This window comes from Sideroxyarcus sp. TK5, from assembly GCF_054601595.1.
Genome location: NZ_BAAHSJ010000001.1, coordinates 306758 through 319384, shown reverse-complemented (window position 1 = coordinate 319384; position 12627 = coordinate 306758). Strand labels below are relative to the sequence as shown.

Below are 12627 nucleotides of genomic sequence, written 5' to 3'. Positions count from 1 at the left end.
TGGTTCGCACGCCTAACGGTGCTGGGCGACTTTGTAGTGGATATAGCCTTACTTCTTTTCCTCATCCTTCTCAATGGCGTCTTGGCGATGTCCGAGATCGCCGTCGTGTCTTCCCGCAAGGCGCGTCTGCAAAGGCTGGCAGATGACGACAGCCCCGGCGCGAAATCGGCGCTGGCCCTGAGCAACGAACCATCCATCTTCCTCTCCACCGTTCAGGTTGGCATCACCACCGTGGGCATCCTGAGCGGCGCGATCGGCGAGACCGCGCTGGCCGATCCGCTGACCACATGGCTGTCCGGATTCGCCCTGCTGGAACCCTACGCACGCGGCATCGCGATGACAGCCGTCGTTGTCGGGCTGACTTATTTTTCCGTCGTTGTCGGCGAGCTGGTGCCAAAACAACTGGGGCTGCTGGCACCTGAGAAGACCGCCTCGCTGATCGCCCCGCCGATGAACATGCTGGCGCGCATCACGCGCCCTGCGGTCTGGCTGCTTTCGGTATCGTCGGATTCCCTTCTGCGCATACTGGGCGCCAAGCGCCACGAGGAACCGCCTGTCACCGATGAAGAGATCAAGGTGCTGATGGAACAGGGATCGGAGGCCGGAGTCTTCCACGAAAGCGAACAGGCCATCGTCTCGAATGTGCTGCGCCTGGATGAACAGCGCATCGGGGCGATCATGACACACCGCAACGACATCTATGTGCTCGATCTTGAGGATCCGGAGGACGAGGTCCGTCGCCAGATCGCCGAATGTCCTTTCACGCGCGCTGTCATCTGCCGGGGCGGACTGGATCACATCGTGGGCATATTACGCACAGCCGATTTGCTCAAGGATGCGCTGTCCGGCATTCCGCTTGAGATCGAACGGTCATTGCGTCCTCCGCTCTATGTTCCGGAAGGCGTCTCGACCACCCACTTGCTGGAGAATTTCCGCAAGGCCCGCCAGCAATGCGCGCTGATAGTGGACGAGTATGGCGAACTGCAGGGTCTGGTGACACTGACCGACGTGCTGACTTCCATCGTCGGCGATCTGCCGACCTCGGACATCCACGAAGAGCTGGACATCGTCACCCGCAACGACGGCTCATGGCTGATCGACGGTAGCGTCACCATTGAACGCATAAAATCCGTGCTGGACATCGAGACGGAATTACCAGGGGAAGAAGAGAATGCGTTCAACACACTGGGCGGATTCGTGATGTATGTCCTCGGCCACATCCCCAGGGCAGCCGACAATTTCGAGACCGGCGGCTACCGCTTCGAAGTCATGGACATGGACAAGAACAGGGTAGACAAGGTGTTGGTATCGCATGTGATGTCGCTGACACATGAGACTACTGCGCGCGCACCTTCCCGGTGACCGTTCTCGCCGGTGCGCGATCTTCCTGCACCGCCCCCCCACAGGAATCCCATGCAACCACTCATCACCTGGAACGAATCGAACAAAGCGCACTCGGCCCAATGGCGTTCCGAGAGCGGCATGGCGCCGCCCAAGCGCGTGATGATCGCGGACGACACGATGAAGGCGGACGACGCTTACCGTCTGGCGTGCGAGGGCACTGCGCTGCTGTGGCGCGGCGATTTCCAGAACGCGAAGCAGTTGCTGCAGGCGATGTCGCGCCGCAACACGCGCAAGGCGGAACGTTCGCGCAAGACCGCCGAACTACCGGGTGAAGCCTTCCATCTGCATCGGCAGGCGATGTCGCAACGCGCGCGCACACTGGCGATGATCCTCATCCCGCTCGACGGTGATTACACCATCCCGCTGCGCCGCGCGCCGGACATGCGGCAGGCCTGCAACGAGGCCTACGGCCGCAGCAGTAAACCTTCGGTCGCTTCATTGCGTGAACTGCTCGGCCTGGTCGGCGCGCACGAGTGGCGCAAGAAAGGCGTGGAGATTCCGCTGTTGAACGCGCGCATCCATCCGCACTACGGTGTGTTCTCGCCGGTGCGCGGCGAATATCTGGAACTGGTGAATCAGGCGCCGCTGCCTGCGACCGAGCTGGCGTTCGACATCGGCACCGGTACCGGCGTGATCGCTGCGCTGCTGGCACAACGCGGCGTGCAGCACATCGTCGCCACCGACCAGGATGCGCGCGCGCTGAGCTGTGCACGCGACAACCTGATGCGCCTCGAACTGAACGAAAAAGTGGAAGTCGTGGAAGCAGACCTGTTCCCGGCAGGCAAAGCGCCGCTCATCGTGTGCAACCCGCCATGGATCCCGGCGCGCCCGAGCTCGCCGGTGGAACATGCGATCTACGATCCGGACAGCCGCATGCTGCGCGGTTTCCTCGCGGGCTTGGCGGCGCATCTCACGCCCGGCGGCGAAGGCTGGCTGATCCTCTCCGACATCGCCGAACATCTAGGCCTGCGCACACGCGAAGAACTGCTGGCGCTTTTCGACGCATCCGGATTGCAAGTGATCGAACGTATGGACATCCGCCCGCATCACCCCAAGTCTGCCGACAAGAGCGATCCGCTGTATGCGGCACGCGCAGCGGAGATCACTTCCTTGTGGCGATTGGCGAGCAGTAGCTGAGCGTCGGACGCGGGCGGTATTGCACTCGTCCGGAGAATTGCATACCCTGCCTCGCATGCGGCACGGGAAATATCCTTTCCGCCCGCCGCTCCACCCATCCCGCCACACCCGCAGCATCGCAAAGGAGAACATCATGATCCTCGGCCTGCACACCGCCATCTATCCCGTTCCCGACCTGGACCTCGCCAAGCGCTGGTATCGCAAGGTGCTGGACCAGGCCCCCTACTTCGACCAGCCGTTCTATGTCGGCTTCAATGTGGGCGGTTTCGAGCTGGGGCTGTTGCCCGGCGCGGAGCCCTCGACCGCAGGGCCGCAACCGTTGTGGGGCGTGACCGACATCGAAGCGGAACACGCGCGCCTGCTCGAACTGGGGCGACCGCACTGGATCCGGTGACCGATGTCGGAGAGGGCATCAAGGTGGCGGCGGTGCAGGACCCGTTCGGCAACCGCTTCGGCCTGATCCAGAACCCCTACTTCGATCCTCAGACCTTGCGCTGAAACTCGCGACGCATGCCATGCCTGTCCAACTCGGCCACCTGATACACCCCGCTACAGCACAACTGCTTGGCTTGCTCCTGCCGCTGGCGGTGGCGCTCGCCGGCACACCGGCGCAGGCCGGCACCCAAGCGCTGACCTACGAACACCAAGCCCTGATGGTGGAAGGCGAACGCCGGATCGTGCGCGTCCCCAAGGGTTACCTGCTCGAATGGCTGGCCGCCATGGACGGGCCGCGCATGCTGACCTTCGCCACCAACGGCGACCTGTACGCCGGTTCGCGTGCGGGCAAGGTGTATCGCCTGCCACCGCCCTACACGCGGGCGGAAGTGCTGGTCGACACCGGCGACTATCCGCACAGCGTGGCGTTCCGGCCGGGCGAGATTTTGATCGCGAAGACGGACGGCGTGTATCGCGCGCCCTACCGCCTCGGGCAGGCGCGCCTCGCGCCGCAAGCGTTGCAGTTGCTGGCCGCGCTGCCCGCCGGCGGCGGCCACAACAGCCGCACCGTGGCCGTGGGGCCGGACGGGCGGGTGTATGTCAGCCTCGGCATCCAGCGCAATTGCAGCGACCAGTATCTGGGCACCGGTTACGATTTCGATGACAGGCGCGGCGGTGTGCTGGTGCTGCAAGAGAGCGGCGGCAAGGCCACGTGGCAGACCTACGCCTCGGGGCTGCGCAACCCGGTCGGCTTCGACTGGCATCCTCAGAGCGGCGCGCTCTACGCCAACAACAACGGGCCGGACCATCTGGGTTTCGGGCAACCGCCGGAATATTTCAGCCGGCTCGATGCCAACTCCTTCCACGGCATGCCGTGGTTCCAGTTCGACGGGAAAGATCTGCAGCGCGACGATTGCGTGTCGAGTCCGCCGCCGCGCCCCATCGCCGAAGTGACACTGCCGGTCGCCACCTTCCCCTCGCGCAACGCGCCGCTGGGCATGGCTTTCGTCCCCAAGGGAGCGCTGGATGCGCGATTCGAATCCGATGCGGTGGTGGCGCTGCACGGCTCGTGGGGCACGCAACCCGGCGGCGGTTTCTTCGGCCCCAACGCCACGCGCCGCCCGCCCGCGTTGGTGGCGGTGCGCTTCGACGGGGAGCGCGCGGTGCGTGTGGACGAACTGGCCGGCGGCTTCCAGTTGCCGGACGGCGAACGCTGGGCGCGCCCGGCCGGTATCGCGTTCGGCCCGGACGGCGCGCTGTATTTCAGCAGCGACAGCGAAGTCAACGGGCTGTTCCGTCTGCGGAGACGATAGCAGTTCGCGCCTGCGGAAACTGAGCATTCCCGTCACGGCGAATCGGTTAGACTGGGTTTCGATGCATACACGGATGCATGTCAAAGAAAGTCAGCATGGACTCTGCAGCAAATCGTGGTCAGTCTTCTGATGCGCCACGCATCGATCAGGACAACCACTTGTGGCTGCAATTCTGGCGCGATCAGCGCACGGATTTCCACCAGTCGGTCGTCAATCCATTGTTGAGCAAGTTCTGGCCTGAGCTAGGGCTTGCGCAGGGCAGTCGCGTGTTCGTGCCGCTGTGCGGCAAGAGTCTGGACATGCTGTGGCTGGCGCAGCAGGGACACGAGGTGATCGGTATCGAACTGAGTCCGGTGGCGGTGGAGGCATTCTTCAGCGAGAACGGTTTGCAGCCGACGCAACAGCAGCTCGGCGCATTCACGCTGTGGCACGATGGCCGCATCAGCATCCTGTGCGGCGATTATTTCGCTCTGACACAAAGCGACCTAGGCATGATCGATACGGTCTATGACCGATCCGCGCTCACTGCTTTGCCGGAGGAGATACGCGGACGCTATGTCGCGCAATTGAGCCGGCTTGTCTCGGACACTGCCGTGGTGTTCCTGCTCACGGTTGAGGATGCTGCCGAGGATGCGACGATGCAGCAGGCGGCCGGTGTGGATGAAGAGATCGCGCGTTTGTACACGGGCGATTTCGATATCGCGCTGACTTATGTCGAGAGCGTGTTCGAGGCCGACCCGGTATCGGCAGCGCTGCCCTGCATACGCGCCGAATACAAGGTGTACCGGCTCACTGCACGCTAGCCTAGCTCCTCTTGCGGATCAGAAGAACGAGATCAGCGCCGCGTGGCTGGTGAAAGTCACGAAGAAACCCGAACCCCAGCTCACGGCTTCGGTCGTGGTGCCATCCAGACTGCGCGCCTCGTTGTGGTTGAGGCGGATACCGACCATCAGGATCACCGTTCCCGCCACCACCATCGCCATCATCATCAGAAATTCGTTCATCATGTATTCCCCTGCGTTTGAATGTGGAACTGCGTCAGTCCTGTTCTTTCACAGACTGCTGATCACCAGCGCCTGACTGCCGAACACCGTCATGAACCATGCGCCCCAGCGCGTGCCCTCAAGCAGGGCATCTCCCATGCTTTGATCGGGGTCGCGATCGATGATGATGCCGACCATCAATATCGCTATGCCTGCCGCGATACCTGCCATCAGTGTCCAGAATTCAGTCATGTCCGTCTCCTTTCGTTTCCCGCCACATTGGCGGTCTTGCTGCAAAGTCCTTGCGACTGTCACATCACCATCGAGAACAATTGCGGCTGCGTGCGCTTGTAGTCGTACAGGTGCTGCAACGTCATCGGTGTCAATTCCTTGATCGCCACCCATATCTTCAGGGGATGATCGTCGGGCTTGGCCAATGCGATGCACAATCCATGCCAGGCATCCCAGTCGATCTGGTGCAACTTCGCGCGCGCATCGGGCGGCAGGTTGTTCGCGGCCTTCGCCAGGTTGCCCAGCATCATCAATGTCTGCGCGCGCGTGATGCGGCTGTCGAAGAATTCGCGTTCCCCGCTCTCCTCGGTAAGGGTGATGATGTTCAGGGCGAGCTGTTCCATGAGCCCGAGTAGTGCGCCAGTCAGCATGTTGTGCTCTCCTTTAGTGCGTCGCGCAACAGCAGTGCGACGTGTTGTGCCTTGCGTTGTGTACCTTCGTGTATCTGGTGTCTGCATGAGAATCCGTTGGCGAGGATGGCGGCGTCCGGTGCGGCGCGCAGTGCGGGCAGCAGGTCGAGCTCGGCCATCTGCATGGAGATATCGGCGTGCTCTGCCTCCAGCCCGAAACTGCCGGCCATGCCGCAACAACTCGCTTCGATGAATTCGAAATCGAACTCGGGGATCATGCGCAAAACTTTGCGCAGCGACTTCATCGCACCGACTGCTTTCTGGTGACAGTGGCCGTGCACCAGTGTCTTGCCCGGCAACGGTTTGAATTCGAGCGTGAAGCGCTTGCGGTCGTGTTCGCGTGCGATGAATTCCTCGAACAGATAGACCTGTTTCGACAGTGCGACCGCCGCATCACCCAGACCGAGTTTCAGATGGTCGTCGCGCAAAGAGAGGATGCATGAAGGTTCGAGGCCGACGATGGGTGTGCCCGCCGCCAGCGCGGGGCGCAGCGCGAGTTGCATGCGGCGCGCTTCGTACCGGGCTTGTTCGACTTGCCCCAACGAAAGATAAGTGCGGCCGCAACACAGTGCGCGCTCTGGCTCTTCATCGAACAGATCCGGCTGCAAAGTGGTGACGCGATATCCGGCGGCAGTCAGCACCTGCTGCGCGGCGTGCGCGATCTCAGGATCGAAGTGGTGGGCGAAGGTTTCGACGAACAGGATGACGGCACGATCATCTTTGATCTTCGTTGTGCAGAACGCAGGGGCTACATAGGGTGCGGCGGAAGGCTCTGGCAGTTTGCGTTTGGCCGAGATGCCGAACAGCCGCTCGCCCAGCTTCGCCAGCCACGGTGCGCGATTGCGCCAGCGGATGATGCGCCGCAACACGGGATAGCGATGCAGTTGCTGCGGCAGACCGGCGATCAATCGTTCGCGTCGCGACACGCCCAACTGCGCATTGCGCTGCGCCTGATATTCGATCTTGATGGCAGCCATGTCGACCTGGTTGGCGCATTCGCGTTTGCAACCTTTGCAGCCGACACACAGTTCCAACGCCGCCGCAAGCTCAGCGCCGGCGAAAGCGTGCTCGCCCAGCTCACCGTTCAAGGCCGCCTTGAGTACCTGCACCCGACCGCCCGGTGAATGTGCGACATCGTCCGTTGCGCGGAAGCTGGGACACATCACGCCCTTGGGTTTGCGCTGACATTGCTTGTCGCTGATGCACACCGCGACCGCCTTGGCGAAGTCGCCGCCGCGCGCGGGGATGCCCGCATAGGCATCGCCCTGTCCGGCGGTTTCATAAGCTGACCAGTCGAGGTGGAGTTTCATGCCTTTATACAGGCAAGTTGGATGCCAGCCCGCAACGGATACCGCACTGTTCTTGTAAGCCATTGTGCGCACGGCATATTCATCTTTACGCCAGCTCCTACTCCCCGCCCCCATGCATGCATGGCGAAGATTTTTGTCGCCTTCGCCACAAGCTTTCGCGCAAGTCATGTGCAATTTGCAACATGCAAACCCACAACACAGAGTCAGGCACCCAATGAAACAAAGGCTTAGATGTGCCGGCCGGTCAGGCACGCGGCTTGCTGATAGTCAGGCGGACCTAACCGGAGGACATATTGTGGAACTGCCCGTACTGAACAACACAGCAAGCGAAGCCCCAAAAGGCGGATGTTCCGCCGGATCGTGCGGCTCGACCGACGACCAGATGAGCCACCTGCCGGACAGCATCCGCGACAAGGTGAAGAACCATCCCTGCTATTCCGAAGAAGCACACCATTATTTCGCGCGCATGCACGTCGCCGTCGCACCGGCGTGCAACATCCAGTGCCACTACTGCAACCGCAAGTACGATTGCTCCAACGAGTCGCGCCCCGGCGTGGTCTCCGAGGTGCTCAATCCGGTACAGGCGGTGAAGAAGGTGATGGCCGTCGCCGCCACCATCCCGCAGATGACGGTGCTGGGCATCGCCGGCCCCGGCGACGCGCTGGCCAATCCGCAGCGCACCTTCGACACCTTCCGCATGCTGAACGAGCAGGCACCCGACATCAAACTGTGCGTCTCCACCAACGGCCTGGCCCTGCCGGAGAACGTCGAAGAGATGTGCAAGTACAACATCGACCACGTCACCATCACCATCAACTGCGTGGACCCGGACGTGGGCGCGAAGATCTATCCGTGGATCTTCTGGAACAACAAGCGCATCAAGGGCCGCGAGGCCGCAGCCATCCTCATCGAGCAGCAACAGAAGGGGCTGGAGATGCTGGTCGCCAAGGGCGTGCTGGTGAAAGTGAACTCGGTGATGATCCCCGGCGTGAACGACAAGCATCTGGAAGAAGTCTCGAAGATCGTGAAGGCCAAGGGTGCGTTCCTGCACAACGTGATGCCGCTGATCTCTGAGGAGGAACACGGCACCTACTACGGTCTCACCGGCCAGCGCGGCCCGACCAACGAGGAATTGCAGGCCTTGCAGGACGCCTGCGCGGGCGACATGAACATGATGCGTCACTGCCGCCAGTGCCGCGCCGACGCGGTTGGCCTGCTGGGCGAGGACAGGGGTGCCGAGTTCACGCTGGACAAGATCGAGGCGATGGACATCGACTACGAAGCCGCGATGAAGATGCGCGCCGAGGTGCACGCGGCCATCAACGAGGAACTGGAAAGTAAACACAAGGCCAAGGAAACCAAGCTGGTCAGCATCGAAGGCCTGAAGAAGGAAGCGACCCGCCCGGTATTGATGGCGGTCGCCACCAAAGGCGGCGGCGTCATCAACGAACACTTCGGCCATGCCAGCGAGTTCCTGATCTACGAAGCATCGGGCAACGGCGTGCGCTTCATCGGCCACCGCAAGACCATCCCCTACTGCGAAGGCGGCGACACCTGTGGCGACGGCGAGAGCGCGCTGGACGTGACCATCCGCGAACTCTCCGGTTGCGAAGTGGTGCTGTGCAGCAAGGTCGGCTACGAGCCATGGGGCCCGCTGGAAGCCGCAGGCATCCAGCCCAACGGCGAGCATGCGATGGAAGCCATCGAGGATGCGGTGCTGGCGGTATATGAAGAGATGCGTGTCGCGGGCAAGCTGGCAGCGGAACCCGACGCTGCGCAGAAAGCGGCTTGAGCTTGACCGTCATTCCGGCGAAGGCCGGAATCCAGTCAAAGGAAAAACCTGCGCAGCAGACAACACCTGATGACTCGCTGCGCGAGGATATTGAGATCAGCTGGATTCCGGCCTTCGCCGGAATGACGGATTAGTGAATATGGTTTTTGCAAAGGAAATACATCATGGCATTTGAAATCATCGAGTACTGCACCAACTGCTATGCCTGCGAACCCTTGTGTCCGAGCAAGGCGATCTATGAGGCTAAGCCGCACTTCCTGATCGATCCGGCCAAATGCACCGAGTGCGCGGGCGATTTTGAAGAGCCGCAGTGCGCGAGCATCTGCCCGATCGAAGGCGCGATCCTCAACGAGGACGGCGAGGAGCTCAACCCGCCCGGTTCGCTCACCGGCATCCCGCTGCAGAAGCTGGCCGCATAACCATCATGGCGACCATCGTCTTCTACGAGAAACCCGGCTGCGGCAACAACACCAAACAAAAGGTGTGGCTGGCCGCGTCGGGTCATACCGTGCTGGCGAAGAACCTGCTCATCGAAAGATGGACGGCGGAAAGATTGCGTCCCTTCTTCGGCGTGATGCCGGTCGCGCAATGGTTCAACCCTGCCGCACCCGCCGTGAAATCCGGCGAGATAGACCCTGCCGAATATTCCGCAGAGGAAGCTCTGGCGATGATGGTGCAACAACCGCTGCTCATCCGCCGCCCACTGATGGAGGTGGGCGGCGAGCTGCGCGCCGGTTTCGATGCCCAGGCCGTGGATGCCTGGATCGGCCTCAACGACAGCCAGCCCAAGGACGAGCCCAGCCCCGTCTGCCACCGCACCGACCCCTGTCCGGCACCGGAAACGGTCACATGATCGCCTCGCCGAACGCCGTCGAGCTCGCACCCGGCACGCACTGGATCGGCGCGCTCGATCCTGCCCTGCGCGAGTTCGACATCATCCTGAAGACGGCGAACGGCACCACCTACAATTCCTACTGCGTGCGCGGCGACCATGGCGTGGCCATCATCGACACGGTGAAGGCTTCGCACGCGGAAGAGTTCTTCACGCGACTGGAACAGGTCGCGCGCTACGACGAGATCAGCACCATCGTGCTGAACCATCTGGAACCTGACCACAGCGGCGCACTGCCGGAGCTGATGCGGCGCGCGCCGCAGGCCAAGCTTTACATCTCGGCCAAAGCGCAACTGATGCTGAAGGCGTTGGTGAAGACCGACGACCTGCAGTTCAACATCGTCACCACCGGCGACCGCGTGCAACTCGGCGGGCGCACGCTGCAGTTCTTCAGCACGCCCTTCCTGCACTGGCCGGACACGCAATGCACGCTGGTGGAAGAACATGGCATGCTATTCAGCGGCGATGTGTTCGGCTGCCATTTCTGTGACCCGCGTCTGTTCAACGACAAGGTCGGCGATTTCCGTTTCTCGTTCGAGTATTACTACCAGCACATCATGCGGCCGTTCCGCGAGCATGTGCTGGAAGCACTCGAACTGCTGGAGCCACTGGAGCTAAAGACCATCGCACCCGCGCACGGCCCCATCCTGCGCGACGCGCCGCAAAGTTATCTGCAACGCTACAAACAACTGGCCGCACCGTTGTTGCACAACGAGGTCGGCGCGAACGACAAGTCATTGCTGGTGTTCTACATCTCCTCCTACGGCAACACCGCGCAGATGGCGCAGGCCGTGGCCGAAGGCGCGGAGACGGAAGCCGGTGTGCGCGTGTCGCTATACGACCTGCAAGCCAGCGGCGGCCTGCCCTTCGTCGATCTGATCGAGGAAGCAGACGGCATCGCCATCGGCTCACCCACCATCAACGGCGATGCGGTGAAGCCGGTGTGGGATCTGCTGTCTTCGCTGGCGGTGATCAAGGTGCGCGACAAGCTGGGCGCCTCGTTCGGTTCCTACGGCTGGAGCGGCGAAGCGATCAACATGATCGAAGACCGCCTGCGCGGACTCAAGCTGCGTGTGCCGGTAAAAGGCGTGCGCGCCAAGCTGATCCCCAACGAGGAAGAGTTGCAGCGCTGCCGCGATCTGGGCAAACAACTTGCACAACATCTGACCGGCAATCTGCAACGCCGCGTCATCTCCATGTCAGAACTACTTTCCTAGGAGCAATCGCATGCCTAAGGCCAACGTCACCTTCGAAAAACTCGGCGTCACCATCAGCGTCCCGGCAGGCACGCGCCTGATCGAGATCAGCGAGAAGGTGGGCGCGAGCATCACCTACGGCTGCCGCGAAGGCGAATGCGGCACCTGCATCATGAAGATCGTTTCCGGCATGGAACACATGAGCGAGCGCTCGGTGCTGGAAGACAAAGTGCTGCAAGAGAACATGGCCGGCAGCAGCCACCGCCTCGCCTGTCAGGCGCAGGTGCTGGGCGGCGATATCGTCGTGAAGGCGTAATGACTGTCCACTAAAAACACGAAATGACACGAACGAACCCACCCCACGTATCGCTACCGAACAACCAGCAAGACGTGAAGGTTTCTTTTTCGTGACTTTAGTGTTTTTCGTGGACTGATGATTTTTTACTTTTTAACCAGGAGATATTGCAATGCCTAACATCACTTTTTCCAGCCCCTTGCACAAAGACAAGACCGTCTACGCGACAGCGGGCAGCCACACCATGACCGTGCTGAAACTGGCCAAGGACAATCACATCCCCATCGACTTCGGTTGCGAGAACGGCGAATGCGCGACTTGCTTGGTGAAGGTGACCAACCTCTCCAACAAGGGCCCGATGGCCGGTCCGCTGACCGACCGCGAGATCACCGTTCTGAAGCAGGAAGGCAAGATCACCGCCGCGCAGATCGAAGCGATGAAGGTGAACGACGTAGTCACCAGCGAATGGCGTCTGGCTTGCCAGATGGTGCTGCGCGACGAAGACGTGCTGATCGAATACCCGAGCAAATAGGAGCCGATCATGCAGCCCGCCGTCATGCTCGCAACCAGAACGCCCCCGCAGCCGGAAGGCCTGCATGCGGAGTTGATGACGCACGCGGCCGGGCTGCCCAATGATGAGATATTCGCGCAGATGATCGCCAGCCAGACTGCCGGCATCGGCGCACTGCCGCCCGGTCTGGGTTTGGGCGAGGACGACTTCGCCGCGCTGTTGTCGCGCCACTTCCCCGGCATGCAACTGGTACTGCGAGCCGCCGCACCCGATGCCGATGAACGCGCGCTGGAGCGCGACGACGTGCTCGCGTTGATTCTCGAACATCGCGCGCTGCACGACGAATCCGAGCGCTGGATGGCGGAGATCGTCACCGCCGCCTGCATGGCGAACGACCACCTGTGGCAGGACCTCGGCCTGTGGTCGCGCAAATATCTCAGCCAGTTGATGACGCAGAACTTCCCCACCCTTGCCGCCAAGAACGACAAGGACATGAAGTGGAAGAAGTTCCTCTACAAGCAACTGTGCGAAAGGGAAGAGATACGCGTCTGCCGTGCACCGAGTTGTGAGGTGTGTGCGGATTATCAGAAATGTTTCGGGCCTGAAGAATAAATGTGCACCGTCATTCCCGCGCAGGCGGGAATCCAGCGAATTTCAC

The 12627-nt window shown here is 61.6% G+C and carries 18 protein-coding genes; 14 read left to right on the top strand and 4 right to left on the bottom strand.

The features are described 5' to 3' along the window. The first annotated feature begins 18 nt into the window (after nt 1–18). The 6 genes from ACYPYQ_RS01570 (at nt 19) to ACYPYQ_RS01545 (ending at nt 5092) form a co-directional block, all read left to right on the top strand. On the top strand, nt 19–1362 hold the full coding sequence (locus ACYPYQ_RS01570) for a hemolysin family protein (protein ID WP_459718435.1): 1344 nt from the start codon (nt 19–21) through the stop codon (nt 1360–1362). 51 nt (nt 1363–1413) lie between these two features. Beyond that, entirely contained in the window at nt 1414–2541 is a 1128-nt protein-coding gene (locus ACYPYQ_RS01565; protein WP_459718432.1) for a methyltransferase, read from the top strand. A 133-nt stretch (nt 2542–2674) separates the two neighbouring features. Continuing rightward, complete coding sequence (locus ACYPYQ_RS01560; RefSeq protein ID WP_459718430.1) at nt 2675–2935, top strand: VOC family protein; 261 nt, start codon at nt 2675–2677, stop codon at nt 2933–2935. After that, on the top strand, nt 2932–3039 hold the full coding sequence (locus ACYPYQ_RS01555; RefSeq protein WP_459718427.1) for a VOC family protein: 108 nt from the start codon (nt 2932–2934) through the stop codon (nt 3037–3039). The genes ACYPYQ_RS01560 and ACYPYQ_RS01555 overlap by 4 nt, the downstream gene beginning before the upstream one ends. A gap of 17 nt (nt 3040–3056) precedes the next feature. Further along, a complete protein-coding gene (locus ACYPYQ_RS01550; protein ID WP_459718424.1) occupies nt 3057–4289 on the top strand; it encodes a PQQ-dependent sugar dehydrogenase in 1233 nt (410 codons plus the stop codon). A 95-nt stretch (nt 4290–4384) separates the two neighbouring features. Further along, the gene (locus ACYPYQ_RS01545; protein WP_459718421.1) at nt 4385–5092 is read left to right on the top strand and encodes a thiopurine S-methyltransferase; all 708 of its coding nucleotides are present in this window, start codon (nt 4385–4387) and stop codon (nt 5090–5092) included. An 18-nt stretch (nt 5093–5110) separates the two neighbouring features. Here ACYPYQ_RS01545 and ACYPYQ_RS01540 read toward each other — a convergent pair whose 3' ends face one another. From ACYPYQ_RS01540 to ACYPYQ_RS01525, 4 genes are read right to left on the bottom strand one after another with little or no spacing between them, the layout of a single operon-like run. Further along, nucleotides 5111–5293, bottom strand: a complete 183-nt coding sequence (locus ACYPYQ_RS01540) for a hypothetical protein (RefSeq protein WP_459718418.1) — start codon at nt 5291–5293, stop codon at nt 5111–5113. A gap of 48 nt (nt 5294–5341) precedes the next feature. Next, complete coding sequence (locus ACYPYQ_RS01535) at nt 5342–5524, bottom strand: hypothetical protein (RefSeq protein WP_459718415.1); 183 nt, start codon at nt 5522–5524, stop codon at nt 5342–5344. Nucleotides 5525–5583: 59 nt separating this feature from the next. Further along, nucleotides 5584–5934, bottom strand: coding sequence for a hypothetical protein (locus tag ACYPYQ_RS01530; RefSeq protein ID WP_459718411.1), 351 nt, complete (start codon nt 5932–5934; stop codon nt 5584–5586). After that, on the bottom strand, nt 5928–7283 hold the full coding sequence (locus tag ACYPYQ_RS01525; protein ID WP_459718408.1) for a (Fe-S)-binding protein: 1356 nt from the start codon (nt 7281–7283) through the stop codon (nt 5928–5930). The genes ACYPYQ_RS01530 and ACYPYQ_RS01525 overlap by 7 nt, the downstream gene beginning before the upstream one ends. 295 nt (nt 7284–7578) lie before the next feature. Between ACYPYQ_RS01525 and nifB the strand changes: the two genes are divergently transcribed. The 8 genes from nifB (at nt 7579) to ACYPYQ_RS01485 (ending at nt 12581) form a co-directional block, all read left to right on the top strand. Next, complete coding sequence (gene nifB / locus ACYPYQ_RS01520; RefSeq protein ID WP_459718402.1) at nt 7579–9075, top strand: nitrogenase cofactor biosynthesis protein NifB; 1497 nt, start codon at nt 7579–7581, stop codon at nt 9073–9075. Further along, a complete protein-coding gene (locus ACYPYQ_RS01515) occupies nt 9072–9209 on the top strand; it encodes a hypothetical protein (RefSeq protein ID WP_459718399.1) in 138 nt (45 codons plus the stop codon). Before nifB ends, ACYPYQ_RS01515 begins: the two co-directional genes overlap by 4 nt. Nucleotides 9210–9239: 30 nt before the next feature. Beyond that, nucleotides 9240–9494 (top strand): 4Fe-4S dicluster domain-containing protein, encoded by a 255-nt coding sequence (locus ACYPYQ_RS01510; protein WP_459718396.1) that lies wholly within the window; start codon nt 9240–9242, stop codon nt 9492–9494. A 5-nt stretch (nt 9495–9499) separates the two neighbouring features. After that, a complete protein-coding gene (locus ACYPYQ_RS01505) occupies nt 9500–9928 on the top strand; it encodes an ArsC/Spx/MgsR family protein (RefSeq protein ID WP_459718392.1) in 429 nt (142 codons plus the stop codon). Then, nucleotides 9925–11184 carry an FprA family A-type flavoprotein gene (locus ACYPYQ_RS01500; RefSeq protein ID WP_459718389.1) on the top strand — a complete coding sequence of 420 codons (1260 nt, stop codon included), beginning with the start codon at nt 9925–9927 and terminating at the stop codon, nt 11182–11184. The genes ACYPYQ_RS01505 and ACYPYQ_RS01500 overlap by 4 nt, the downstream gene beginning before the upstream one ends. Before the next feature lie 10 nt (nt 11185–11194). After that, complete coding sequence (locus tag ACYPYQ_RS01495; RefSeq protein ID WP_459718386.1) at nt 11195–11479, top strand: 2Fe-2S iron-sulfur cluster-binding protein; 285 nt, start codon at nt 11195–11197, stop codon at nt 11477–11479. 151 nt (nt 11480–11630) lie between these two features. Further along, nucleotides 11631–11990, top strand: a complete 360-nt coding sequence (locus ACYPYQ_RS01490) for a 2Fe-2S iron-sulfur cluster-binding protein (protein ID WP_459718382.1) — start codon at nt 11631–11633, stop codon at nt 11988–11990. 9 nt (nt 11991–11999) lie between these two features. Then, nucleotides 12000–12581: a nitrogen fixation protein NifQ gene (locus tag ACYPYQ_RS01485; protein WP_459718380.1), complete on the top strand. Its 582-nt coding sequence runs from the start codon at nt 12000–12002 to the stop codon at nt 12579–12581. Nucleotides 12582–12627 lie beyond the last annotated feature (46 nt).

Excerpts from the sequence above, each read along its gene's own strand:
- ACYPYQ_RS01565 (WP_459718432.1), top strand. The coding sequence starts at position 1,414 with ATGCAACCACTCATCACCTGGAACGAATCGAACAAAGCGCACTCGGCC.
- ACYPYQ_RS01560 (WP_459718430.1), top strand. The coding sequence starts at position 2,675 with ATGATCCTCGGCCTGCACACCGCCATCTATCCCGTTCCCGACCTGGAC.
- ACYPYQ_RS01550 (WP_459718424.1), top strand. The coding sequence starts at position 3,057 with ATGCCTGTCCAACTCGGCCACCTGATACACCCCGCTACAGCACAACTG.
- ACYPYQ_RS01545 (WP_459718421.1), top strand. The coding sequence starts at position 4,385 with ATGGACTCTGCAGCAAATCGTGGTCAGTCTTCTGATGCGCCACGCATC.
- ACYPYQ_RS01540 (WP_459718418.1), bottom strand. The coding sequence starts at position 5,293 with ATGAACGAATTTCTGATGATGATGGCGATGGTGGTGGCGGGAACGGTG.
- ACYPYQ_RS01535 (WP_459718415.1), bottom strand. The coding sequence starts at position 5,524 with ATGACTGAATTCTGGACACTGATGGCAGGTATCGCGGCAGGCATAGCG.
- ACYPYQ_RS01530 (WP_459718411.1), bottom strand. The coding sequence starts at position 5,934 with ATGCTGACTGGCGCACTACTCGGGCTCATGGAACAGCTCGCCCTGAAC.
- ACYPYQ_RS01525 (WP_459718408.1), bottom strand. The coding sequence starts at position 7,283 with ATGAAACTCCACCTCGACTGGTCAGCTTATGAAACCGCCGGACAGGGC.
- ACYPYQ_RS01510 (WP_459718396.1), top strand. The coding sequence starts at position 9,240 with ATGGCATTTGAAATCATCGAGTACTGCACCAACTGCTATGCCTGCGAA.
- ACYPYQ_RS01505 (WP_459718392.1), top strand. The coding sequence starts at position 9,500 with ATGGCGACCATCGTCTTCTACGAGAAACCCGGCTGCGGCAACAACACC.
- ACYPYQ_RS01500 (WP_459718389.1), top strand. The coding sequence starts at position 9,925 with ATGATCGCCTCGCCGAACGCCGTCGAGCTCGCACCCGGCACGCACTGG.
- ACYPYQ_RS01495 (WP_459718386.1), top strand. The coding sequence starts at position 11,195 with ATGCCTAAGGCCAACGTCACCTTCGAAAAACTCGGCGTCACCATCAGC.
- ACYPYQ_RS01490 (WP_459718382.1), top strand. The coding sequence starts at position 11,631 with ATGCCTAACATCACTTTTTCCAGCCCCTTGCACAAAGACAAGACCGTC.
- ACYPYQ_RS01485 (WP_459718380.1), top strand. The coding sequence starts at position 12,000 with ATGCAGCCCGCCGTCATGCTCGCAACCAGAACGCCCCCGCAGCCGGAA.